This window comes from Phenylobacterium sp. (assembly GCF_004297125.1).
Lineage (GTDB): Bacteria > Pseudomonadota > Alphaproteobacteria > Caulobacterales > Caulobacteraceae > Phenylobacterium.
On sequence record NZ_SCVD01000012.1, the window covers coordinates 127,038 to 150,925 of the forward strand.

Annotated in this window: 18 protein-coding genes; 6 read left to right on the top strand and 12 right to left on the bottom strand. The window is 69.2% G+C overall.

The window, feature by feature from the left end:
- From EPO51_RS06390 to dusB, 4 genes are all read right to left on the bottom strand, one after another.
- The gene (locus tag EPO51_RS06390) at positions 1-2,214 is read right to left on the bottom strand and encodes a sensor histidine kinase NtrY-like (RefSeq protein WP_293347461.1); all 2,214 of its coding nucleotides are present in this window, start codon (positions 2,212-2,214) and stop codon (positions 1-3) included.
- Between the two features lie 102 nt (positions 2,215-2,316).
- Entirely contained in the window at positions 2,317-3,738 is a 1,422-nt protein-coding gene (gene ntrC, locus EPO51_RS06395; RefSeq protein WP_293347464.1) for a nitrogen regulation protein NR(I), read from the bottom strand.
- On the bottom strand, positions 3,739-4,854 hold the full coding sequence (locus EPO51_RS06400; protein ID WP_465246591.1) for a two-component system sensor histidine kinase NtrB: 1,116 nt from the start codon (positions 4,852-4,854) through the stop codon (positions 3,739-3,741). It lies immediately after the preceding gene.
- Complete coding sequence (gene dusB / locus EPO51_RS06405) at positions 4,851-5,858, bottom strand: tRNA dihydrouridine synthase DusB (protein ID WP_293347467.1); 1,008 nt, start codon at positions 5,856-5,858, stop codon at positions 4,851-4,853. Before dusB ends, EPO51_RS06400 begins: the two co-directional genes overlap by 4 nt.
- Positions 5,859-5,957: 99 nt before the next feature.
- Between dusB and EPO51_RS06410 the strand changes: the two genes are divergently transcribed.
- Positions 5,958-7,103, top strand: coding sequence for a bifunctional 2-C-methyl-D-erythritol 4-phosphate cytidylyltransferase/2-C-methyl-D-erythritol 2,4-cyclodiphosphate synthase (locus EPO51_RS06410; protein ID WP_293347470.1), 1,146 nt, complete (start codon positions 5,958-5,960; stop codon positions 7,101-7,103).
- 8 nt (positions 7,104-7,111) lie between these two features.
- On the opposite strand, the gene EPO51_RS06415 is transcribed toward EPO51_RS06410, so the two are convergent.
- Entirely contained in the window at positions 7,112-9,397 is a 2,286-nt protein-coding gene (locus tag EPO51_RS06415) for a spermidine synthase (protein WP_293347473.1), read from the bottom strand.
- A 76-nt stretch (positions 9,398-9,473) separates the two neighbouring features.
- On the opposite strand from EPO51_RS06415, the gene EPO51_RS06420 reads away from it, so the two are divergent.
- Complete coding sequence (locus EPO51_RS06420; RefSeq protein WP_293347475.1) at positions 9,474-9,965, top strand: CinA family protein; 492 nt, start codon at positions 9,474-9,476, stop codon at positions 9,963-9,965.
- Positions 9,966-10,015: 50 nt separating this feature from the next.
- On the top strand, positions 10,016-11,254 hold the full coding sequence (locus EPO51_RS06425; protein WP_293347728.1) for an APC family permease: 1,239 nt from the start codon (positions 10,016-10,018) through the stop codon (positions 11,252-11,254).
- On the opposite strand, the gene EPO51_RS06430 is transcribed toward EPO51_RS06425, so the two are convergent.
- Complete coding sequence (locus tag EPO51_RS06430) at positions 11,239-11,688, bottom strand: type II toxin-antitoxin system RatA family toxin (RefSeq protein WP_293347478.1); 450 nt, start codon at positions 11,686-11,688, stop codon at positions 11,239-11,241. The two genes, EPO51_RS06425 and EPO51_RS06430, sit on opposite strands and share 16 nt — an antisense overlap.
- A 7-nt stretch (positions 11,689-11,695) precedes the next feature.
- Positions 11,696-12,658: a lipoyl synthase gene (gene lipA, locus EPO51_RS06435; protein WP_293347481.1), complete on the bottom strand. Its 963-nt coding sequence runs from the start codon at positions 12,656-12,658 to the stop codon at positions 11,696-11,698.
- Between the two features lie 123 nt (positions 12,659-12,781).
- Here lipA and EPO51_RS06440 point away from each other — a divergent pair, with 123 nt between their 5' ends.
- The 3 genes from EPO51_RS06440 to EPO51_RS06450 all read left to right on the top strand — a co-directional run bounded on the left by EPO51_RS06440 (position 12,782) and on the right by EPO51_RS06450 (position 16,210).
- The gene (locus EPO51_RS06440; protein WP_293347484.1) at positions 12,782-14,155 is read left to right on the top strand and encodes an SEL1-like repeat protein; all 1,374 of its coding nucleotides are present in this window, start codon (positions 12,782-12,784) and stop codon (positions 14,153-14,155) included.
- Positions 14,156-14,244: 89 nt separating this feature from the next.
- Positions 14,245-15,798 carry an AMP-binding protein gene (locus EPO51_RS06445; protein ID WP_293347487.1) on the top strand — a complete coding sequence of 518 codons (1,554 nt, stop codon included), beginning with the start codon at positions 14,245-14,247 and terminating at the stop codon, positions 15,796-15,798.
- Between the two features lie 16 nt (positions 15,799-15,814).
- Positions 15,815-16,210, top strand: coding sequence for a DoxX family protein (locus EPO51_RS06450; RefSeq protein ID WP_293347490.1), 396 nt, complete (start codon positions 15,815-15,817; stop codon positions 16,208-16,210).
- Here the strand turns inward: EPO51_RS06450 and EPO51_RS06455 are convergent.
- From EPO51_RS06455 to EPO51_RS06475, 5 genes are all read right to left on the bottom strand, one after another.
- The gene (locus EPO51_RS06455; RefSeq protein WP_293347493.1) at positions 16,194-17,579 is read right to left on the bottom strand and encodes an efflux transporter outer membrane subunit; all 1,386 of its coding nucleotides are present in this window, start codon (positions 17,577-17,579) and stop codon (positions 16,194-16,196) included. The two genes, EPO51_RS06450 and EPO51_RS06455, sit on opposite strands and share 17 nt — an antisense overlap.
- A complete protein-coding gene (locus tag EPO51_RS06460; protein WP_293347496.1) occupies positions 17,576-20,713 on the bottom strand; it encodes an efflux RND transporter permease subunit in 3,138 nt (1,045 codons plus the stop codon). Before EPO51_RS06460 ends, EPO51_RS06455 begins: the two co-directional genes overlap by 4 nt.
- 3 nt (positions 20,714-20,716) lie before the next feature.
- The gene (locus tag EPO51_RS06465) at positions 20,717-21,880 is read right to left on the bottom strand and encodes an efflux RND transporter periplasmic adaptor subunit (protein ID WP_293347499.1); all 1,164 of its coding nucleotides are present in this window, start codon (positions 21,878-21,880) and stop codon (positions 20,717-20,719) included.
- 137 nt (positions 21,881-22,017) lie between these two features.
- Positions 22,018-23,409, bottom strand: a complete 1,392-nt coding sequence (gene lpdA / locus EPO51_RS06470; RefSeq protein ID WP_293347502.1) for a dihydrolipoyl dehydrogenase — start codon at positions 23,407-23,409, stop codon at positions 22,018-22,020.
- Positions 23,409-23,888: a glutathione peroxidase gene (locus tag EPO51_RS06475; protein ID WP_363200217.1), complete on the bottom strand. Its 480-nt coding sequence runs from the start codon at positions 23,886-23,888 to the stop codon at positions 23,409-23,411. The genes lpdA and EPO51_RS06475 overlap by 1 nt, the downstream gene beginning before the upstream one ends.

Genomic DNA, 23,888 nt, shown 5'->3' on the forward strand with positions numbered 1-23,888 from the left:
TCACTTGGCCGTCATGGCCGCGGTTGGTTTTGCCGCGCGCGGAATCGGCGCCGCCGGCAGGCGCAGGATCGCCAGCGCCCCCTGCCCCCGCCGCGCGTCGGCCAGTTCCAGGTCGCCGCCATGGTCTTCCAGAATGCGCTTGACGATCGCCAGGCCCAGGCCGGTGCCTTTCTCGCGGGTCGTCACATAGGGTTCGGTAAGCCGGTCACGGTCCTTGGCGGGTAGGCCCACCCCATTGTCCTCGACTTCGATGGACACCGAGGCGTCCTCCACGATCAGCCGCGTGGTGATGCGGCCCTTCGCGCGCGGGGATTTGGCGCGGCGCGCCTCCACCGCCTCGGCGGCGTTCTTCAGGACATTGGTCAGAGCCTGGCCGATCATCCGACCGTCCGCGTAGAGCGTGGCGTCGGCCGACATCTCCTCCAGCTCGACGGTGACATCGGGGCTCGCGACCCGTTGGGCGAAGACCGCGGCGCGCACCAGCTCGCCGGCTTCGAGCTTCGCGAACTTGGGCGCCGGCATCCGGGCGAAGGCCGAGAACTCGTCGACCATCCGGCCGATGTCGCCGACCTGGCGCACGATGGTGTCGGTGCAGCGGTCGAAGGTCTCCAGCTCGGATTCGGCGATGTCCTTGCGGTATTTGCGGCGCAGCCGCTCGGCGGAGAGCTGGATCGGGGTCAACGGGTTCTTGATCTCGTGGGCGATCCGGCGGGCCACGTCGCGCCAGGCCGCGTTGCGCTGCGCCGCCACCAGCCGGGTCACGTCGTCGAAAGTCAGCACCAGGCCGCCCTCGCTCTGGCTGGCCCGGACCCGAAGGCGGCGGTTGTCGCGCCCGCGCACGATGTCGATCTCCTCCTCCGCCTCGCCGCCCCGACCCGCCGCGGCCAGCTCGGCGAACTCCGGCACCACATCCGGCAGCTTGCGTCCCCGGCCCAGGTTCTCGGGCAGGGCCAGCAGGACGGCCGCCTGGCGGTTGGCGACCGAGATCCGGCCGTCCGGATCCAGGCCGATGACGCCCGCGCTGACCTCGGTCAGCACCGTCTCGATGAACTGGCGCCGCTCCTCGGCCTCCTCGCCCGCGCGCCGCAAGGCTTCCTGCTGCGCCTGAAGATCGTGCGTCATGCTATTGAAAGCGCGGGACAAGACAGCGATCTCATCCGGGTCGGCGTCGGCGTCCACGCGCGCGCTCAGGTCGCCGCCGGCGACCCGTCCGGCGGCCTGCACCAGGCGGGCCACGGGGGCGGAAATCGCGTTCGCCGCGGCCAACCCCAGCCACACCGCGCCCACCAGCACCAGCAACGCAGTCTCGGCGTAGCTCAGGACAAAGATCGTCTGGACCCGGCCGCGGTTCTCCTTGACCTCACGGTACGAGACCAGGGAGCTCTCCGCCTCGCGCAGATGCGCCACGATGCCGGTTCCCAAGGGCCGGACGGCGTAGACATAGACGTTGCGATAGTCCGGCAGGCGATACAGGGCGCGAATGACGTCGTCGGCGTGGACATAGATCTCGCCCTGATCGGCCGACTCGTAGGCGGCCGCCGGCAGCTTCTGGTAGGCCGGAGCGCCGGAGGCTTCCGACTGGGCCAGGATGCGGCCCTGCTTGTCCACCAGGTAGAGGGCGGGGACATCGTGGTATGACGCCAGCGCCTGGAGCGCGCCGTTCAGCCGCTCCGGCTGCCCCTGCAGGCCCGGCGCCTCGCGATTGAGGTCGAGGGCCATCGCCGTGACGCGGTCCGCCGTCGCCCGGGTTTGTTCTTCGATATATGATCGGAAGACGGTGGCTGAATTCTCCACCACCGTCTGGACGCGGGCGCTGAACCAGTTCTCGACGCCCTGGGTGACCAGCACCCCGTAGAAGAGGAACACCACCGCCGCCGGCGCGGCCGCCGCCAGGGCGAAAAGGCGCACGAAGCGGACGTGCAGTCGCGCACCGGCGTCGCGGGAGCGGGCGTCGAGCAGCTCGATGATCCGCAGGACGACGGCGATCATCAGGCCGATGATCAGGATCAGGTTGAGGCCCAGGACCGTCAGGATCAGTTGGCTGGCCGGCCCGAGCGGGCCTTTCTCGGGCGGCGAGGCGGCGAGCACGATGGCCACGCCCGTCAGCACGGCCGCGATGCCGTAGCCGACGCCGAGCACAACGCGGGACCTGAGGGCGTTCCGGATGCGGGCCAGGACCGGATGTCGGAACGCGGGATGCGCAAGCAACGCCATTAACCGCGAAGCCTAGGCGCCTGTGCCCCAAAATCAACAGCTATGTTGCCGCGCTGCACGGCAACGGTTGGCCAAGGCCGAGCCGCCGCCCCGCAAGCGCCGCTAGCGGCGTCCGCGGGCCATTTCGACGCCCAGATCGTGGATCTTCTTGCGCAAGGTGTTGCGGTTGAGGCCCAGGATCTCGGCCGCGCGGACCTGATTCCCCCGCGTCGCCGCCAGCGTGAGCTGGATCAGCGGACGCTCCACCTCCTCCAGCACGCGGTCGTAGAGGCCGGCCGGCGGAATGCCGTCCGGCTGGTCGGCGAAATAGCCGGCCAGCTTCTGCTCGACGAGCTGAGACAGCGTCGCCGGGCCCTCCTGGCCTTGAACGGTGGGCTGCTGGTCGGCCAGCTCCTTCTCGATGATCCGGGCGCTGATCAGATCCTCGCCGTAGAGCGCGCAGACCCGACGGACCAGGTTCTCCAGTTCGCGGACGTTGCCCGGCCAGGCGTGGCGCTTCAGCCGTTCCAGGGCGTTGGCGTCAATGGTCTTGGCCGGCAACCCCTCGCGGTTGGCGCGGAGCAGGAAGGCGCGCGCCAGGTCGGGGATGTCTTCGCTGCGGTCGCGCAGCGGCGGGATGCGCAGCGGCGCCACGTTCAGGCGGAAGAACAGGTCCTCGCGGAACAGTCCCTGCTGGATCAGCGCGCGCAGGTCGCGGTTGGTGGCGGCGATGATCCGCACGTTCGGCCGGCGGTTGGTCTTCGGGTTGAGCGTCGGCTCCGAGCCGTCGATCACCCGCAGCAGCCGCGTCTGGGCGTCCAGCGGCATGTCGCCGATCTCGTCCAGGAACAGGGTGCCGCCGTCCGCGTCCACCAGCTTGCCGTGATCGCTCTCGTCCTTGCCGAACAGCTCGGTCTCGACCCGTTCGCGGGGCGTGGCGGCCAGGTTGATGACCACGAACTTGCCGTCGCGCCGACGGCCCATGTCGTGCAGGGCGCGGGCGACCAGTTCCTTGCCGGTGCCGGACTCCCCGGTGATCAGCACCGTCAGGTCCGCGCCCACCAGGCGGGCGATGGTCCGATAGACCTCCTGCATCGGGGCCGAACGGCCGATCAGCGGCAGGCGGTCGTCACGGACCGCCCGCGCCTGGGCCTTCGACGCCTCGGCGTCGGCCGGCCGCGACAGGGCGCGCCGCGCGGCCGAGGTCATGTCGTCCAGATCGAACGGCTTGGGCACATACTCGAACGCGCCCACCTCCGCCGCATTGACCGCAGTGATCAGGTTGTTCTGCGCGCTCATCACGATGACCGGCAGCTTGGGCCGGTGCTTCTTGATCCGCGGCAGCACGTCGAAGACGTTCTCGTCCGGCATCACCACGTCGGTGACCACCAGGTCGCCCTCGCCGTCCGTCACCCACTTCAGGAGCGTGGCGGCATTCCCGGTGGCGCGGACCTGATAGCCCAGCCGGGTGAAAGCCTGGGACAGAACCAACCGGATCGAGCTGTCGTCGTCGGCGATCAGGATCTTCTTGGAGGCGGCGTTCATCTAGGTTGCGTCCTCGTGAGCCGCGATCGGCAGCAGCACCCGGAAAACGGTCCGGCCGGGCTCCGATTCGAAATCGATGAGGCCGCCGTGGCCGGCGACCAGCTTGGCGACCAGGGCGAGGCCCAGGCCCGCGCCGTTATTCTTGGAGGTGACGAAGGGCTGGAACAGGCTTTCGCGGATGTGCTCCGGCACCCCCGGGCCATTATCGACCACCCGGACTTCCAACGGCGCGCCGCGCAGCGCCTGACCCTTGGCCGAGCGCACCCGCACACCGTGACGATAGGCGGTGTGGATCGAGACCTCGCCGCGCCCGTCGTTACGCGAGTGGGCGGCTTCGGCGGCGTTCTTCACCAGGTTCAGGAAGATCTGGATGAGCTGGTCCTCGTCGCCCGGAACCGGCGGGAGCGAGGGGTCGTAGCTCTCCTTCAGGCCCAGGCCCTCGGCGAAGCCGTTGGTGGCCAGCGCCCGGACCCGGTCCAGGATCTGGTGGATGTTGATCGGCGCGAGATTGGGCAGGGCGTCGTCGGAAAAGGCCTCCATCCGATCCACCAGCCGGCGGACGCGATCCGTTTCGTCCACGATAAGCTGCGCCAGCGGCACATCCTCGGCCTTGGCTCCGGACTTCAGGAGCTGGGCCGCGCCCCGGATGCCGGCCAGCGGATTCTTGATCTCGTGGGCCAGCATGCGGCCCAGGCCGACCAGCGAGCGCAGGCCCGCCGCCTCGTGGGCGCCGCGCTCGTTGCCCAGGCCGTTCTTCACCGTAAGGGTCAACAGCACCGAGCCGTCGCCCAGCGGGGCGGCGGCCCCGTCGGCCTCGAACGGCGGCAGGCCGAAGAGGCTGATGTGGATGCCGCGTTCCCGGACCCTGGCGTCCTCCTCGATGGCGCGGTTCAGCAGCGACACCAAGGCCGAGCCGTGCGGCAGCGCCGCTCGGAACCGGCCACGGGCCAGCAGCCCCAGCCCCTGGCCGAACAAGGCCTCGGCGGCCTCGTTGACCGCCGTCAGCGAGCCCTCGGCGTCCACCACGAGGGCGGGGTCCGGACTGAGCTCGAAGGCCGCGGCCTTCAGGGCGTCCATATCGACGCCCTTTTCCTGAAACTTGATCTTCCCGCTCATGCAGCCAGCCTGTGGTCTGGAGGTCCCCAGAGGGCTTGCAGCCCCCTCTCGACCGATCGGGCGTCCTCCAGGCGGCACAGGGCCGCGCGCGCTTCTCTCCGGGCCGTAGCACAGGCTGGCCAGGGGGCGTTTTCGATGTAGGCGGCCAGGTGCTTGCGGAATATCCGCAAGCCCAGGCGCTCGCCGTAGAATTCCAGGCTCTCGCGCAGGTGCGCGGTCGCGATGGCGAGGCGGGCCTCGGCGCCCGGCGCCTCGAAGGCGCGGCCGTCCAGCTCGGCCTCGAGCTGCGCCGCGATCCACGGCTTCCCGTAGACCCCACGCCCGACCATCACCGCATCCGCTCCGGACGCGGCCAAGGCGGCCCGCGCGCTCGGGCCGTCGACGATGTCGCCGTTGGCGATGACCGGGATCGAGACGGCGTCCTTCACCGGCCGGATGGCGGCCCAGTCGGCGGCGCCCTTGTAGAACTGGCAGCGGGTGCGGCCATGGACGGTCACCGCCCGCACGCCGATCGCCTCGGCCCGCGCGGCGAGTTCGGGCGCGTTGCGGTAGCCGTCATCCCAACCCAGGCGCATTTTCACGGTCACCGGCACATCGACAGCTTCCACCGCCGCGGCCATCAGCTCGGCGGCGAGTTCCGGCTCGCGCATCAGGGCCGAACCTCCATAGCCACCGGTCACCTCACGCGCCGGGCAGCCGAAGTTGAGGTCGATGATCTCGGCCCCGGCCTCGGCGGCCAGGCGCGCGCCCTCGGCGATGTGGACGGGGTTGCGGCCGACGAGCTGCACGACCATCAGCGGCAGCCCCTCGCCAACCGCGGCGCGGCGCACCACGTCGGGCCGGCCTTTGGAGAACTCGGCGCAGGCGACCATCTCGGTCGCGACATAGGACGCGCCAAGCCGGCTGGCGGCGCGGCGGAACGGCAAGTCGGATATGCCGGTCATCGGCGCGATCCAGACCCGCCCCCCGACCTTCACTCCGCCGATATCGAGCGCGATGCTCATTAAATAGTCACCCCTATCGCCGCCTTTTTAGGCACATGTAACCGCGACGTAAAGCGCGAAAGCTGGAACAAAGCGGCGCAGTTCCCTAAAGCGACGGGCATGAGTTTCTCCGCGGTGATCGTGGCGGCCGGCGACGGCCTTAGGGCTGGGCCCGGCGAGCCCAAGGCGTGGCGCGACCTGGGCGGGCGTCCCATGGTTCGCTGGTCGGTGGAAGGCCTGCTGGCGGCGGGGGCTCGAGAGGTCGTGGTCGTCGTAGCCCGCGACCGTCTGACGCACGCCGACGAGGCTCTCGTCGGTCTCGATGGCTGGAAAGCCGTGACCGGCGGCAAGACCCGGGCCGAATCGGTCCAGGCGGGGCTCGCGGCGATCACCGCCAAGGCGGCCCAGCCGGTGCTGATCCATGACGCCGCGCGCCCCTTCGTCGGCCGGGCTCACGTGGATCGCCTGCTGGCGGCCCTGGACCTCGCCGATGGCGCGATCCCCACCCTGCCCGTCCCCGATACGCTGAAGCGCGGCGAAGGCCTGGTGGACGAGACGGTCTCCCGCGACGGGCTGTGGCGCGCCCAGACCCCGCAGGCGTTCCGCTTCGGCAAGCTCAAGGCCGCCTACCGCCGGTGGCCGGCGGGCGAGGAGCCCACCGACGACGCCTCGGTCATGGAACGCGCGGGCGGCCACGTGGCCATGGTCCCAGGCGACCCGATGCTCATGAAGCTGACCTATCCCGAGGACTTCATGCTGGCGGAACAGCTCTCGGCCGGCCGGCGGATCGTGCGGATGGGCCAGGGCATCGACGCCCACCGCTTCGGGCCTGGCGACGTCGTCTGGCTGTGCGGCATCCGCATCCAGCACGACCTGGGCCTGATCGGCCATTCCGACGCCGATTGCGGCCTGCACGCCCTGACCGACGCGGTTCTGGGCGCGATCGCCGACGGCGACATCGGCGAGCACTTCCCGCCGTCCGACCCCCGCTGGAAAGGCGCCTCGTCGGACCGCTTCCTGCTTCATGCGGTGAGCCGGGTGGCGGCGCGCGGCGGCCGCATCCTCAACGCCGACGTCACGCTCATCTGCGAGCGCCCCAAGGTGAAGCCGCACCGCGACGCCATGCGCGGCCGGATCGCCGAGCTGTTGGGCCTTCCCATCGACCGGGTCAGCGTCAAGGCGACCACGACCGAGGGGATGGGCTTCACCGGCCGCGAGGAAGGCCTGATGGCCCAGGCCGTCGTGGCGGTCGAGACGCCGATCTAGGATCTAGCCTAGGGTAGCCAGGTCCAGCGGGCCTCGAGGTTCGCGTACAGCGAGCCGGCGAGGTTCGTGTAGTCGTCGGTCCAGGGCCGAGCCTTGAAGGGATCGCCCCAACGCCATTTTCGGGTGGTCATGAAGCCTTCCAGCGCCGCCCTGTTCTTCGCCACGATCACGGCGTCCTCGGAGGATTCCCAGGTGCCTTCCGGATCGTCCTTCGGGGCCTCGTAATTCTGCGCCAGCGACCAACCGCCGGCTGCCCTCGCCACGGCTTGGGCGGGGTGCATCAGGTCGAGGTTCCGGTTGGAGAGGTGGAGGATCAGGATGCCGTCGGGCTTCAGCTTGGTCAGGTAGCCTCGCACGGCCTCGACGGTCAGCAGGTGCGCCGGCACCGCGTCCGACGAGAACGCGTCGATCAGCAGGATGTCGAAACTGCCCGCCGGCTGCCTGGCCACCGTCAGGCGCGCGTCGCCGATGACATAGTCGACCGGGCTCTGCGCGCATTCGGTCGTGTAGGTGAAGTTCCGCGGGTCGGTGGAGATCTTCACCACCAGCGGGTCGATCTCGAAGAAGGTCAGGTGGTCGCCGGGTCGGACATAGGCCGCGACGGATCCGGTCCCCAGGCCCACGGCCCCGATCCGCAGGGCCGACGAGATTTTCTGCTTGGCCGTGAACACCTGTCCGATCGGCGTGCTGGGGGTGTAGTAGACCATCGGTCGGCAGCGGTAGCGCGGGTCCTGGGCCTGGGCGCCGTGCAAGGTCGTGCCATGGGCCAGCATCTTCACCTGGCCGATGCTCGGGACATAGGTTTCGGACCGCTTCAGCACCCCGAAGAAGCTGCGCCAGCTAGCCTGGGTGTCGGTGCGGTCGGCGGCGGTCTCGGCAGCATAGCTCAGCACCGAGAGGATGGCGAAGAACAGCAGCGCGTGGCGGCGGACCATGAAGGCGGCCAGCACCGCCAGCACCAGCAGGGTCTTCATCGCCATGTCGAACAGCTCGGACTGGTCGAACGTCCCGACCACGGACTCGGTCGTCAGGCGGTTTGAGGCGAAGGTCACGGCGATCGGCGTCGCCACGGCGGCCAGGACGCCCACGGTGAGCATCGCCCAGCTCCAGCGGGGGATCCGGTTGAGGTCGCCCCACGGCCGGGCCAGGCACGAGAGCGCCAGGACGATCGGATATTCCCAGACGTCGTTGAAGATCACCGGCGCCAGGAAGGCGTTGAACGCCCCGCCGACCACCCCGCCCAGCGACAGGCAGAGATAGAACTCGGTCAGGTGCGCCGGGTCGGGCCGCCGCGCCACCAGCCGCTGGTGGCACATCAACGCGGTCAGGAAGAACGCCATCAGGTGCAGGGGAAGCTGCACGGCGAACGTCGTGGCCTTGAAGGGCAGCAGCGCCACGCACGCCGCCACGGCCGCGGCCTGCAGCGTCAGGGTCAGCGCCGGCGAAATCGACGGCTTTTCCTGGAAGGCGACGATGAAGGTGACCAGGTACAGGGCCAGCGGGACGACCCACAGGAAGGGCGCGGAGGCCACGTCGGTGGTGATGTGGGTGGTGACCCCCAGCATCAGGCTGGACGGGATCGCCGCCAGCGCCACCCAGGCCAGCCGTTCGCGCCAGGCTGGCGCGGGGGCCGTGGCCCGGACCTTCTGGACCGCGGCCGAGCGCACGCGGATGACCGCCAGGGCCAGCGTCCCGATCACGAGGATGAAGAGCCCATAGCCCGCGCTCCATCCGTACCTCTGGCCCGCGAGCGTGGTCAGGGGCTCCACCACGACGGGATAGGCCAACAGGGCGATCAGGCTGCCGAAGTTGCTGGCCGCGTAGAGGGCGTAGGGCTCCTTGCCTTCCGCCGCGCCGATGGTGCGCGCGTGCCAGGCCTGCACCAGGGGCGCGGTGGCGGACAGGATCGCGAACGGCGCCCCGATGGACAGCCCCAGCACCGCCAGCAGCCAGAGATTCGGATGCTGGGACGACGGCGGACCGGCCAGCTCATTCACCCGCAGCGGTAGGGCGATGGCCGCCACGAGCAGGGCGGCGACGTGGGCGACCGCCTGGCCGCGCACCGACGGGATCCGCTGTAGCAGGTGGGCGTAGAAGTAGCCGGCCAGCAGCGCGAGCTGAAAAAAGGCCATTGAGGTGTTCCACACCGATGGGCTGCCGCCCAGCAGCGGCAGGACCAGCTTGGCCACCATCGGCTGCACTAGGAACACGAGGGCGGCGCTGGTGAACACGGTCAGCGCAAAGAGCGCCGGCGGTGCAGTGCGGGCCGGCGTCCCGGCGGCGAGCGTGGTCATGGGTCTCGAATCGCCTTGATCGAAGGGGACGTGCGATGCTCAGTGATGGCGCGCGAGTAGAGGGACCTTCAAGCCGATGTTCAACCTGGAGATCGTCACCCTGGCGCGCCTGTTGATCGACGAGGCGCGGGAACGGTCCCTGCGAATCGTCACGGCCGAGAGCTGCACCGGCGGGCTGGTGGCCGGCGCCATCTGTTCCATCGCCGGCTCGTCCGATGTCTTCGAACGCGGCTTCGTCACCTATTCCAACCGGGCCAAGCAGGAGCTGCTGGGCGTACCCGGGGACCTCATCGCCGACCTTGGCGCGGTGTCCGAGCCGGTGGCGCGCATGATGGCCGAGGGGGCGCTGGAGGCCTCAAACGCCCACCTGGCCGTGGCCATCACCGGCGTGGCCGGCCCTGGCGGGGGCACGCCGATGAAGCCGGTCGGCACCGTCCATATCGCCACCGCCCGCACCAATCAGCGGCTTGTGCATGAGGAGCATTTCTTCGAGCAGGACACTCGCGAGGGTGTTCAACTCGCCGCCGTGCAGGCCGCGCTGCAGATGATGCGGGACCGACTCGTCTGAGCGAGGCCCCTCACCTTCTCCGCGCGCTTAGGCGGCGCGACCTCACGGGCATCGTCCTCAACGCCATGATCGGCGCGGGCATGCTGGCCGCCCCGGCCAAGGTCTATGCGCTGGCGGGCGGCTGGAGCTTCGTGGTGCTGGGCGCGGCCGCCTTGGCCCTCACGCCGCTGATCCTGTGCTTCGCCGACTTATCAAGCCGGTTCTCCGGCACTGGCGGCCCATACCTTTACGCTCGGGCAGGCTTGCCCGCCTCGCCCGCCTTCGCCGTTGGCTGGCTGATGTGGTTCAGTCAGGCCATGTCGGTGGCGACGCTGTCGGCGCTGTTCGTGACTTATCTCGCAGGCTTCGCGCCGACGCTGGAGAGCGGGTTCCCGCGCTACCTCACCATCGCAGCCCTGGGCGTGGGCCTGACCGGGATCGTGCTGGTCGGCATCCGCCAGTCGGCGCGGGCCAGTAACCTTCTGATCGTGCTGAAGGTGGGCTTCGTCCTGGCCTTCGCCGCCGGCGGGATCTGGTTCGTCCAGGCCGACCGCCTGACCATCGACGTCCCGATCCCGGGGGCCATCACGTTCGCCCAGGCCATGTTGATCTATCTCTTCGCCTACTCCGGCTTCGAGCGAGGGTCGGTGGTCGCGGGCGAGGCGCGCGACCCGCAGCGGGACGTGCCCGCCGCCTTGATCGGCGGCGTGCTGGCGGTGACCTTCGCCTACGCAGCCGTCCTGCTTGTCTGCATGGGCGTCCTTGACCAGCCCGCCGCGAACGATCGTCCGCTGGCCGAGGTCGGTCGCCAGCTCTTCGGGCCAATCGGCGCGGTGGCGGTTTCGGCAGGCGCGCTGGCGGTGATCGCCGGCACCATCCTCGTCATCACCATCTCGATGCCCCGTATGCTGTTGGCGCTATCAGAACAGGGCCAGCTTCCCCCCTGGCTCGGCCGGGTACACCCTCGCTGGCGCACCCCGCATATCGCCATTGTGATTTCCAGTGTGCTCGGCTTCGGATTCGCCATGGTGAGCGACGTGCTCACGGCGCTGACCATCGCCACCGCGGCCCGCTTGACCGGCTACGTGCTCTGCTGCCTCGCGCTCTGGAACCTGGCGCGCCGCGCGGACGCGCCGCCACCCCGGTTCGCCCTGCCCTTCCGCGGCCCCATCGCCCTGTTCACAGCCGCGCTTTTCACCGGCGTCCTGGCGTTGGGCGCGACGAAGGAGTTACCGGCCTTGGTGGCCGTGCTCGTGGTCGGCTTCGTGCTGTTGGCCGTGACGGGCTGGCGCCGTCAGGGACCGCCGTAGAGCGCCTTCGCCCGGTCCTCGAAGCAGCCCATGAGCTTCTCGACCGCGCCGTGGAAATTCGCCGCCAGCAGGCCCTCCAGCAGGCGCGACTTGAACTGGAAGTCGATGTCGAACTCGATCCGGGTTCCGGCCTCGTCCTCGATGAACCGCCAACGGTTGGTCAGCCGGCGAAACGGCCCGGACAGCAGATTGACGTCGATCTGGCGCTCGCCGGCGTCGCGCCGCACCCGGGTCGCGAAGCGCTCCTTCAAGAAGGAGAAGCCGACGCCGGCCTCCGCATCCAGACTGTCGACACCGTCGCTCAGGGTGCGGCCGTTCCAGGTGCGCATGGAGCTGATCCACGGCACGAACTCCGGATAGGCGTCCACGTCGCCGACCAGCGCGAAGAGCTGGTCCGGCGTGTACGGCAGAACCCGGGAGACGTGATGGTGCAAGGCCGGACTAGGCCGCCGCTTCCTTGGCCCGCCGCGCCTCCTGCAGCCGGGCGAAGTCCTCGCCGGCGTGGTGCGACGAGCGCGTCAGCGGGCTGGCAGAGACCATCAGGAAGCCCTTGGCCCGGGCGATCTCCTCATAGGCCTTGAACTCGTCGGGATGCACGAAGCGGTCGATCGGCGCGTGTTTCCGGGTGGGCTGGAGGTACTGGCCGATGGTGATGAAATCGACGCCGGCCGAGCGCATGTCGTCCATCACCTGCATGACCTCCTCCTTCGCCTCGCCCAGGCCGACCATGATGCCGGACTTGGTGAACTGGGTGGGGTCGCGCTCCTTCACGCGCTCCAGCAGGCGCAGCGAGTTGTAGTAGCGCGCGCCGGGCCGGATCGAGAGGTAGAGCCGCGGCACGGTCTCGAGGTTGTGGTTGAACACGTCGGGCCGGGCGTCGATCACCTCATGCACCGCCGCGACCGGCTTGCGCAGGAAGTCCGGCGTCAGGATCTCCACCGTCGTGTCCGGCGAGGCCGCGCGGATCGCCAGCACCACGGCGGCGAAGTGGGCCGCCCCGCCATCGGCCAGGTCGTCGCGGTCCACCGAGGTGATCACCACGTGCTTCAGGCCCATCTTGGCGACGGCGTCGCCCACACGGGCGGGCTCGGTCGGGTCCAGGGGGTTCGGCTTGCCCGTGGCGACGTTGCAGAAGGAACAAGCCCGTGTGCAGATCTCGCCCATGATCATCATGGTCGCGTGGCTCTTCGACCAGCACTCGCCGATGTTCGGGCAGGCGGCCTCCTCGCACACCGTGACCAGCCCATGGCCCTTCACGATGTCGCGGGTGGCGTTGTAGCCGGGAGAGCCCGGCGCGCGCACGCGCAGCCACTCCGGCTTGCGCAGGATCGGCGTATCCGGCCGGTTCTGCTTCTCGGGATGCCGCGGACGGCGCTGGTTGAGGGTGTCGATGACCACGGCCATGAGCCCTAGATCGTCCGTCCGGGCCTCCGGATCAAGCCACCGTCGTGTTCCGGCGCGCACGATTGACAGCACGGGTGGCGATCCGCACGGATAATTCTCGGTTGAGTGGGTGCTGGGGGCAGCATGAGTATCAGGTCGATGGCCCGGCGCGTTCGCGCTGCGCTTTTCGCAGCCTTCGTTGGGCTGGTTCAGTTCGGCTTGCCCGCGCGGGCTGATGTTAGGGACGTCGATCCAGAAGTGGCGATCAGCCAGATGCAGAACGCCTGTGACAGTGGTGGCTTTGCCGCCTGCGCCGACCTTGGGACGCTATACCTCAGAGGCGAAGTCGTGGCCCGCAACATGGAATACGCCGCGAGCCTCTTCGAAAAGGCGTGCGGAGGCGGTGTGCCCGGCGGATGCACGAGCCTCGGCTACATCTATGCCACCGGTGACGGGCGGCCGCTGGATCACGCCCGGGCGGCGACACTCTACCTCAAAGCCTGCGAGAAGCGCGACCTAGTGGCATGCTCGAACCTCGGCGCCGCGTATCGCAAGGGCGAAGGCGTGCGGGTCGATCTCGATCGGGCGGTGAAGCTCTACCGTATGGCCTGCGACGGCGGAAATGCGCTGGCTTGCGCCAACCTCGGCAACGCATACGCCGACGGAAGGGGCGTCACCCAAGACTTTGCAAAGGCCCTCGCCCTTTACCGGTCGGCATGCGACCGGGGCGAGAACATCGCATGCTCGCACATGGGCGTGATGTACGACAGCGGGCGAGGTGTGACACAGGACCGGCTGCTGGCCGCCAGAATGTTCAAGGACGCCTGCGACCGGGGGGCGCCTGAGGCCTGCCGGAACTTGGCCGAGGTGTACGCGCGGGATGGCCCCGTTGATCGCGACAGGAGCCAGACCTTTGCCCTTCTTGCTCGTGCTTGCGACCTCGGTGATGCCGAAGGCTGTTCCGACGCCGGTGTCATGTTCGAAAACGGCGATGGCGTGGCGAAGGACGAAATCCAGGCGGCGAGGTTGTATGACCACGCGTGCCAGCGCGGTGTTCCGCAAGCTTGCACGAACGTCGGCGGGCTCCTTGTGCAGGGTCGAGGCGTGCCCAAGGATCCCGCGATGGCCGTGCAGTTCTATGAACACGGGTGCGCCCGAGGCGTGGCGGCGGCCTGTTCCGGCCTGGGAGGACTGTTCCGCAACGGCATCGGTGTCGAGACGAACAAGGGCATCGCTTTAGATTTGTTTCGTCGTGGGTGCGGCGACGCTGATGCGTTCGGGTGCAAAAATCTCGGCGACATGTTTGCCCTAGGTGAGGGGGTGCCTGGCGATCCGAAGCAGGCGATCCATTTCTACGGCCTCGGTTGCGACGGCGGAGAGGCCACGGCTTGCGGGGAACTTGCCGCGTTCTACGCGAGCGGGATCGGCGCGCCGCATAATCCCACCCGGGCCCTGGAGCTGTTCCGTCGCGCGTGTGAGTTGGGTCGCAACGACGCCTGCGAAGCGAAGAACCCGTAGCCCGCCGACCTCACGCTCCGTTACCGATCTTTTCACATGGGCGTCGGGCAGATACGGTCCCGCTAACGATAACATGGGAGGCGCCGCTCTTGCGTGCGTTCGACAGCGCCAAGGCGCAGTCCTCAATCTTCGACGCGCTGATCGGGGCGGCGCGGAAACACGGGGCCAAGAAGCCGATCCTGGAGGACCAGGAGCGCAATCCCCTCACCTATACGGACCTCATCCGCGCGGCGTTCGCGCTGGGGCGCAAGATTTCCGCATTCACCCGAAAGGGGGAACGCGTGGCCGTCATGCTGCCGTCCAGCTCGGGCGGGGTGGTGACGTTCTTCGCCCTGCACGCCTTTGGCCGCATCCCGACCATGCTGAATTTCACGGCGGGCATTCGGAACCTGAAGGCCGCTTGCGAGCTGGCCGGGGTCAAGACCGTGCTGACGTCCCACCGTTTCGTGGAACAGGGCAAGCTGCACGACCTCATCGACGCCCTCGAGACCCTGACCAACGTCGTCTACCTGGAAGACGTCCGGAAGACCGTCGGGCTGTCCGATAAGCTGTTCGCGGCGGCCGCAGGCGCGATGCCGAAGCAGTTCCGGGTCGCGGTGAGCCCCTCCGACCCGGGCGTGATCCTGTTCACCTCCGGGAGTTTCGGAGCGCCGCGCGGCGTGGTGCTGAGCCATTCGAACCTCGTGGCTAACTGCCGCCAGATCGCCCAGCACATCCCGCTGGACCCCAACTGGGTATTCTTCAATCCGCTGCCGATCTTCCACTGCTTCGGCCTGACCGGCGGCGCGCTACTGCCGATCCTGGAAGGTCTGAAGGCCTTCCAGTACCCCTCGCCGCTGCACATCAAGCAGATCCCGCCGTTGGTGAAGGACACCAAGGCCAACGTCCTGTTCGCCACCGACACCTTCATCAACCAGTACGCCCGCTCGGCCGCGCCCGATGAACTCAGCGGCCTGACCTTCGTGGTCTGCGGGGCCGAGAAGGTGCGGGAGGAGACCCACAATCTCATTGCCGAGAAGTTCGGACCGATCCCGCTGCTGGAGGGCTACGGCGCCACCGAGGCCTCGCCGGTGATCGCGGTGAACACGCCTACCGACAACCGCCGCGGCACCGTCGGCGGCCTGCTCCCCGGCATCGAGACCCGGCTGGAAACGGTCGAAGGCATCCCCGGCGGCGGCAAGCTGCTGGTGCGCGGCCCCAACATCATGTCGGGCTACCTGACCCCCGGCGGCGGTATCGAGCCCCTGCCCGGCGGTTGGCACGACACCGGCGACGTGGTCTCGCTCAGCGACGACGACTGGATCAAGATCCTTGGCCGGGTGAAGCGCTTCGCCAAGGTCGGCGGCGAGATGGTCTCGCTCACCGCCGCGGAGGACCTTGCGGCCGCCGTCTGGCCCGACTGCCGCCACGCCGTCGTCGCCCTGCCTGACCCGAAGAAAGGTGAGCGGCTGATCCTGGTCACGGATCGCCGCGACGCCGACACCGCCGCCCTGATCGCCCACGCCCAGCAGATCGGCGCCCCGGAGCTGGCCGTGCCGCGCAAGATCATCAAGGTGCAGGAGATACCGGTGCTCGGCACCGGCAAGACCGACTACGTCGCCCTGCAGCGGATCGTCGACGCGGAGATTCGCCGCGCCGCCTGACAAAGAGGAACACGTGATGCCGAATCTCGCCGTCTGGGCGCCGCGGGTGCTCAGCCTGCTGCGTGTCGTCGCCGCCCTGCTCTTCATGGAGCATGGCCTGATGAAGCTGTTCCACTTCCCGGCCGCGCAACCCGGGGCGCCCGACCCGCTGCCGACGCTGCTGCTCGCCGCGGCGTGGATCGAAGTCGTCGGGGGTGGCCTGATCGCGCTGGGCCTGTTCACCCGCGCCGCGGCGTTCATCTGCTCCGGCCAGATGGCGGCGGCCTATTTCATGGCCCACGGCAGCCAGGGCTTCTGGCCCGCCCTGAACGGCGGCGAGGCGGCGATCCTGTTCTGCTTCATCTTCCTCTACCTGGTGTTCGCCGGCCCCGGGGTCTGGAGCCTGGACACCGCGGTCAGGAAGCGGACCTGACCAGCGGGTCGCCGCCCAGGCTTTCGTACAGCGCCACGAGGTTCTGCGCCTGGGCCAGGCGCGTCGTGGCCAGCCCCTGCCGCGCAGCGTAGAGCGTGCGCTGGGCGTCCAGGGTGTTGAGGTAGGGATCGACCCCCTCGCGATAGCGCGCCACGGATAGCGTGTAGCTCTGGTTCGCGGCGGCCTCGAGGGCCGCCTGGGCGGCGAGCTGGTCGGCGATCGTGCCGCGGCGGGCCAGGGCGTCGGCGACGTCGCGGAACGCCGCCTGGATGGCCTTCTGGTACTGCGCCACCGCCAGGTCGCGTTCGCCCTTGGCCTGGTCCAGCCCGGCGCGGAGCGCACCGCCCGCGAGGATCGGCAGCGAAGCGCCGGCCTGCCCCTGCCAGCTGAAGGTCCCGCCCGAGAACAGCGCACCCAACTCGGGGCTCGCGACTCCAGCCAGGGCGGTCAGGCTGATCGACGGGAAGAACGCGGCCCGCGCGGCGCCGATCTCGGCGTTCGAGGCTTTCAACTGGTGTTCGGCCTCCTCCACGTCGGGACGGCCCAACAGGATGTGGGCGTCCAGACCGGCCGGCGTCTCGGCCAGGCTACCGTCGAGGCTCTCGATGTTCGCCGGCAGTTCGCCATCCGCCACCCGCCCGCCCACCAGCAGCTCGAGAGCGTTGCGGTCCTGAGCCACCTGGGTGGTGAGCTGCGCCTGGTCAGCGCGCGCCTGCTGAAGCACGGTCTGGGCCTGGCTGAGATCGCCGCGCGGCGCGACGCCGCCCGCCAGGCGCGCCTGGGTCAGATCAAGGGTCTTCTGGGCGCTCGCCTCCGTGTCGCCTGCGATGGCCAAAAGGCTGCGGTCGGCCGCCAGCGCCAGCCAGGCGTTGGCCACGTCGCCCACCAGCGTCAGCCGCACCATCCGCGCCCCGGCTTCGCTCGCCAGATACTGCTCCCGCGCCGCGTGGCTCAGGCTGCGCAGCCGGCCGAACAGGTCGAGCTGGAACGCCGGCAGCTCCAGGCCCGCCTGATGTGCCCTGGTCGTGTCGTCCTTGTCATGACTTTCGTCGGCCGAGGCGGTGGCGTTCAGGTGCGGCAGTTGCTCGGCGCGCTGCACCCGGTACTGGGCGCGGGCCATCTCGACATTGGCCAGGGCGGCGACCAGGTCCTGGTTGCTCGCCAGGGCGCGATCGATCAGGCCCTTGAGGCGGCCATCCCGGAACACCTCCGCATAGGTCAGGGACGGCGCGGCCTGCGCCCGCGCGGGCGCATAGGCGGCGCCGACGGGCCAGGTCGCCGGCGCGGCCGGCGCCGGCCGCACATAGGCGGGCTCCAGCGTGCAGCCGCCCAGCGCCGCGGTGGCCAGCAGGACCCCCAGGCGCCTCATGCCGCGGCCTCCCGACGGCGCCGCGGGAAGATCCGCCGGACCAGGACGAAGAACATCGGCACGAAGAAGATGGCCAGCACCGTCGCCGTCAGCATGCCGCCGATCACCGCGGTGCCGATCTCGACCCGGCTCCTCGCCCCCGCCCCGCTCGCTATCGCCAGGGGCAGGACGCCGAAGATGAAGGCGAAGCTGGTCATCAGGATCGGCCTCAGGCGCAGCCGCGCGCCCTCCAGGGCGGCTTCCAGGGCGGACCGGCCACGCCGCTCGGCCGCCTCCGCGAATTCGACGATCAGGATGGCGTTCTTGGCCGACAATCCCATGGTCGTCAGCAGGCCGACCTGGAAATAGACGTCGTTGGATAGTCCGCGCAGCGCCACCGCGACCGCCGCGCCTACCAGTCCCAGCGGGATCACCAGCAGGACCGAGAACGGGACGGACCAGCTCTCGTAGAGCGCCGCGAGGCACAGGAACACCACCAGGAGCGAGATAGCGTACAGCAGGGGCGCCTGGCCGCCCGAGAGCCGCTCCTGGTACGACAGGCCGCTCCAGGCCACCGAGACGCCCGGCAGGTGCGACACGATCTCGGTCACCCGGGCCATGGCCTGGCCGGTGCTCTTGCCCTCGGCGGCGTCGCCCTGGATCTCGTAGGCCGGGGTCCCGTTGAACCGCAGCAGGCTGGCGGGCGCCTGGGCCCAGCTCAACCGCGCGAAGGACGAGAACGGCGCCATCTCCCCGTTGGCCGAGCGGACGAACCAGGAGCCCAGGTCCTCGGGTCGGCTGCGGTATTGCGAGTCGCCCTGGACATAGACCCGCTTCACCCGGCCCCGGTCGACGAAGTCGTCCACATAGTCGCCGCCCCAGGCGGTGCTCAGCGTCGAGTCCACCGCCGGCTGCGACAGGCCCAGCGCGCCGATCTTCTCCTCGTCCATGTCCACGTGCAGGGTCGGGTTGTCCTCCAGGGAGTTCTGCCGCACCCCGGTCAGCACTGGATCGTTCCGGGCCTCGTCGAGGAACTGGTCCACCCGGGCCTTGAAGTCGGCCCGGCTCAGGCCGCCGGTATTGGTCAGCTCCGCGGTGAAGCCGCTGGACTGGCCCAGGCCGCGCACCGGCGGCGGGTTGAGCGCGAAAAACTGCACGTCGCGGAGCTTCGACAGCGTGCGGCTGGCCCGGCGGGTGATCGCCTGGGCGGTGTTGGCCTGGCCGTGGCGGTCGTCCCAAGGGCGCAGCGAGATGAAGCCGCGGCCGGCGTTCTGGCCCGCGCCGGCCTGGCCCTGGCCGATCACCGTGTAGATCGCCCCGACGTTGTCCTTCTCGCGGGCCAGGAAATAGTGCTCGATCGCCTTCGCGGCGGCCAGGGTGCGGGCCATGGTGGCGCCCGGCGGCAGCGTGAACTGGAGCTGGGCCAGGCCCTGATCCTCGGACGGCAGGAAGCTGGTCGGCAGGATGAAGAACGCGCCGATCAGGACGGCCACGATTCCCGCATAGGCCACCAGGGCCAGCGACGTCCGCTGGATGACGGCCGCGACCCCCCGGCGATAGCGGTCGGCGTTGCGGTCGAACCAGCTATTGAAGCGGTCCCCGAACCGGGCCAGCGCCCGATCTAGCCTGCTGCCATGATGCTCTTCGCCCGGCGGCTTCAGCAGGGTCGCCGCCAGCGCCGGAGTCAGGACCAGCGCCACGACCACGGACAGCACCATCGACGAGACGATGGTGATCGAGAACTGCCGGTAGATCACGCCCACCGAACCGCCGAAGAAGGCCATCGGCAAGAACACCGCCGAGAGCACCATGGCGATGGCGATCAGCGCCGTCTGGACCTGGTCCATCGACTTGATCGTGGCCTCGCGCGCGGAAATGCCCGGCTCCTCGGCCATCACCCGTTCGACGTTCTCGACCACCACGATGGCGTCGTCGACCAACAGGCCGATGGAGAGCACGAGGCCGAAGAGGGTCAGTACGTTGATGCTGAAGCCGGCGGCGGCCAGCATCCCGAACGTACCCAGCAGCACCACGGGTACGGCGATCGCCGGGATCAGAGTCGCCCGCCAGCGCTGCAGGAAGACGAACATCACGATGACCACCAGGACGATCGCCTCGAACAGGGTCAAGACCACCTCGCGCACCGAGACCTTGATGAAGGCCGTGCTGTCGTTCGGATAGGCGTAGCGGTAGCCCTGCGGGAAGGCGCCCGCCTGCCGCTCGATCTCCTGGCGCACCAGTTTGGCGGTCTTCAGCGCGTCGGCGCCTGGGGCGAGCTGCACGGCGATGCCGGCGCCCGGATGGCCGTCCAGCCGGCTGATGGTGGTGTAGCTCTCGCTGCCCAGCTCGACCCGGGCGACGTCGCCCAGCAGCACCTTGGAGCCGTCGGTCTGGGCCTTCACCAGGATGTTCTTGAACTGATCCACCGTCGTGAGCCGCGAGCGCGAGGTCACGGTCGCGTTCAGCATCTGGCTGTCGGGCGACGGCTGACCGCCGATCTGGCCGGCGGCGACCTGGGTGTTCTGGGCCTCGATCGCCGCGGTCACGTCGCTGGGCATCAGCTTGAAGCTGGCCAGCTTGAACGGGTCCAGCCAGATGCGCATGGCGTACTGGGCCCCGAAGACGTTGACATCGCCCACGCCCTCCAGCCGCCCGATCGGCTCCTGCAGGTGCGAGACGAGGTAGTCTGAGACGTCGGCGCTCGTGGTGCGGTCGCTGGCGTCGTAGATCGACACCACCATCAGGAAGTCGGCGTTTGACTTGGTCACCACCAGGCCCTGCTGCTGGACGGCCTGCGGCAGCCGGGGCAGCGCCTGCTGCACCTTGTTCTGCACCTGCACCTGGGCGATGTCGGGGTCGGTCCCCTTCACGAAGGTCACCGTGACGCTGACCTGGCCGGCGGCGTTCGAGTTGGACGAGAAGTAGATCAGCCCGTCGATGCCGGTGAGCTGCTGCTCGATCACCTGGGTGACGCTGGCCTCCAGCACCTCGGCCGAGGCGCCGGGATAGGTGGCGCGGATGTTCACCGAGGGCGGCGCGATGTCGGGATACTGCTCGACCGACAGCGTCCACATGCCCGCCACGCCGGCCAACATGATCGCGATGGCGATGACCCAGGCGAACACCGGCCGGTCGATGAAGATGCGGGAGATCATCCGTCAGCGCCCGCGCCGGCTGCCGGCGCCGCCAGCGCCGGGCAGCGGCGGCGATCCGGCGGGGACGGGCCGCACGGTGTCGCCGGGCTTCAGCTTGTCCAGGCCTTCCGTGATCACCTTGTCGCCGGGGGCGAGACCCGCGGTGACCAGCCACCTGTCGCCTACCGTCTGGTTGGCGGTGACGGTGCGCAGCTCGGCCTTGTTGGCCTTGCCCACCACCATGACGGTCGCATTGCCCCGCGGGTCGCGGGAGACCCCCTGCTGCGGCGCCAGGATGGCGTTGTGGACCGTGGCCTGGGACAGCTTCGCGCGGACGAACATGCCCGGCAGCAGCAGGCCCTGCGGGTTGGGAAAGCTGGCGCGCAGGGTCACCGAGCCGGTGTCCGGGTCGACGATCGCCTCGGAGAACTGGATCCTGCCCGCATAGGGATAGGGACTGCCGTCCTCCAGGGTCAGCCCGACGCTCGCCGCCGACGGCGCCGCGCCGCCGCCGGAAAGCTCGCGCCGCAGGGCGACGGCGTCGGCGCTGGGCTGTTGGATGTCCACGTACATCGGGTCCAGCCGGGTGATCGTCGCCAGGGGATCGGCCTGACCCGCCGTGACCAGTGCGCCGGTCGTGGCCATGGAGCGGCCTATGCGGCCGGTGATCGGGGCGGGAACGCGGGTGAAGTCTAGGTTGATCTTCGCCGTCGCCAGCGCCGCCCTGGACTGGGCGACCTGGGCCGTAGCCTGTTTCGCGGCCGCGGCGGCGTCGGTGTAGTCCTGTTTGCTGACCGCCTCGATGTCGGCCAAGGGCTTGTAGCGGTCGGCCTTGGCCTGGGCGGCGTCCCGCGTCGCCTCGGCGTTGGCGAGGTTCGCCTGCGCCTGCTCCTCGCTCGCGCGGTAAAGGCTGGGATCGATCTCGTAGAGGGTCTGACCCTGGCGGACGATGCCGCCCTCGATGAACCGGCGGGCCCGGATCACGCCCGACACCTGCGGGCGCACCTCTGATATCTCGTAGGCCGTAGTGCGGCCGGCCAGTTCGATCTCCAGCGGGGCGTCCTGGGCCGCCATCACCACGTAGCCGGCCTCTGGCGGGCTCGGCGCAGGCTTGTCGGCCTTCGCGGCGCATCCGGACAGCAGCAGGACCAAGGCGAACGTCGGCCCGGGGTGAAGCTTGACGCCCATCAGGGATCTCGCCGTGACCGCGACCCCCCATCTGGGGCCGGTCCCCTAGGTCGTCCCCCAAGACGGCGCCGGCATGACCGCTTCTTTACATCGCTGTGAGGGTTGCTGCGGCGGCGACACGAACCCCCTGGCGTGTGTCAGATGTGCAGAACCATCCCGTAGGCGTCGAGCGAGGCCTCGTGCATCGCCTCGCTCATGGTCGGGTGGGCGAAGACGGTCGCCTGGAGCTCCGCCTCGGTGGCCTCGAGCGTCATGGCGATCACGAAGCCCTGGATCATCTCGGTGACCTCGTGGCCGATCATGTGGGCGCCGATCAGGGCCCCGGTCTTGCCGTCGAAGACGGTCTTCACGAAGCCGTCCAGCTCGCCCGCGGCGATGGCCTTGCCGTTCACGCGGAACGGGAAGCGGCCGATCTTGGGCTCCAGCCCCTGCTCCTTGGCCTGGGCCTCGGTCAGGCCCACGGATGCTACCTGCGGCGTTGTGTAGGTGCAGCCGGGGATCGGCGAGGTCAGGTTCGTGGGCTTCAGGCCCGCAATGTGCTCGATGCAGTGGACGCCCTCGTGGCTCGCCTTGTGCGCCAGCCAGGGCGGGCCGGCCACGTCGCCGATGGCGTAGAGGCCGGGCACGCCAGTGGCCCCGTGGCCGTCGGTGACAACGTGCGTGCGGTCGATCTTCACGCCCAGGGCCTCCAGGCCCATGTCCTCGACGTTGCCCACGATGCCGACCGCCACGATGGCGACATCGGCGTCCAGGGTCTCGGCCTTGCCGCCGACCTCGATCTCCAGCTGCACGCCGGCCTTCAGCTTGGTCAGCTTCTTCACATTGGCCGGCACGCGGAACTTGATCCCGCGCTTCTCGAAGGCCTTGTGCGCGGCCTTGGAGACCTCCTCGTCCTCGACGGGCAGGATCCGCGGCAGCATCTCCACAACTGTAACTTCCGATCCCAGAGCACGGTAGAAACTGGCGAATTCCATGCCGATGGCGCCGGAGCCGACCACCACCAGGGACTTGGGCGCGAACTTGGGCGTCAGCGCCTCGCGATAGGTCCAGATGCGCTCGCCGTCCGGCTCCAGGCCAATGGCGGGGATGGTGCGGGCCCGCGCGCCGGTGGCCAGGATCACGTGCTTGGCGGTCAGCTTGCGGTCGCCCACCACGACGGTCGGCGCGCCCTGCCCCTTCTCGAACTTGGCCGATCCGACGACCACCTCGATCTTGTTCTTCTTCATCAGGAAGGTGACGCCGGAGTTCAGCTGCGCCGCCACCTTGCGCGACCGCTGCACGACCGCCCCGAAGTCGAAGCCGCGCTTCTCCACCGACAGGCCGTAGTCCTTCAGATGGTCCAGGCTCTCGTAAACCTCGCCCGACTTCAGCAGCGCCTTGGTCGGGATGCAGCCCCAGTTCAGGCAGATGCCGCCCAACTCGGCCCGCTCCACGATGGCGGTCTTCATCCCCAGCTGCGAGGCCCGGATAGCGGTCACATAGCCGCCCGGTCCCGAACCGATCACGATGACGTCGAAAGCATCAGCCATCAGAGCAAAGCCTCGATCGCGCCTTCCAGCGCCTTGGGTTCAATATTGGGGGCGTAGCGGGCAGTGACCTGGCCGTTCCGGTCCACAAGGAACTTGGTGAAGTTCCATTTGACGCCTTCGGTCCCGAGGAAGCCCTTCTTCGCCTTCTTGAGGTAGGCGAAGAGCGGATGGGCCTTGGGCCCGTTTACGTCGATCTTCCGCATCATCGGGAACTGCACATCGTAGGTCAGCGAGCAGAAGCTGGCGATCTCGTCGGCGTCGCCCGGCTCCTGCGCCCCGAACTGGTTGCAGGGGAAGCCCAGGATCACCAGGCCACGGTCGCGGAAGCGCTTGTAGAGCTTCTCCAGCCCCGCATACTGCCCAGTGAAGCCGCACTTCGAGGCCGTGTTGACGATCAGCACCACCTTGCCCCGATAGTCCGCCAGCGGCGCGGTGCGGCCGTCGAGCGTCTCGGCGCTGAAGTCGTAGATGCTGGTCAA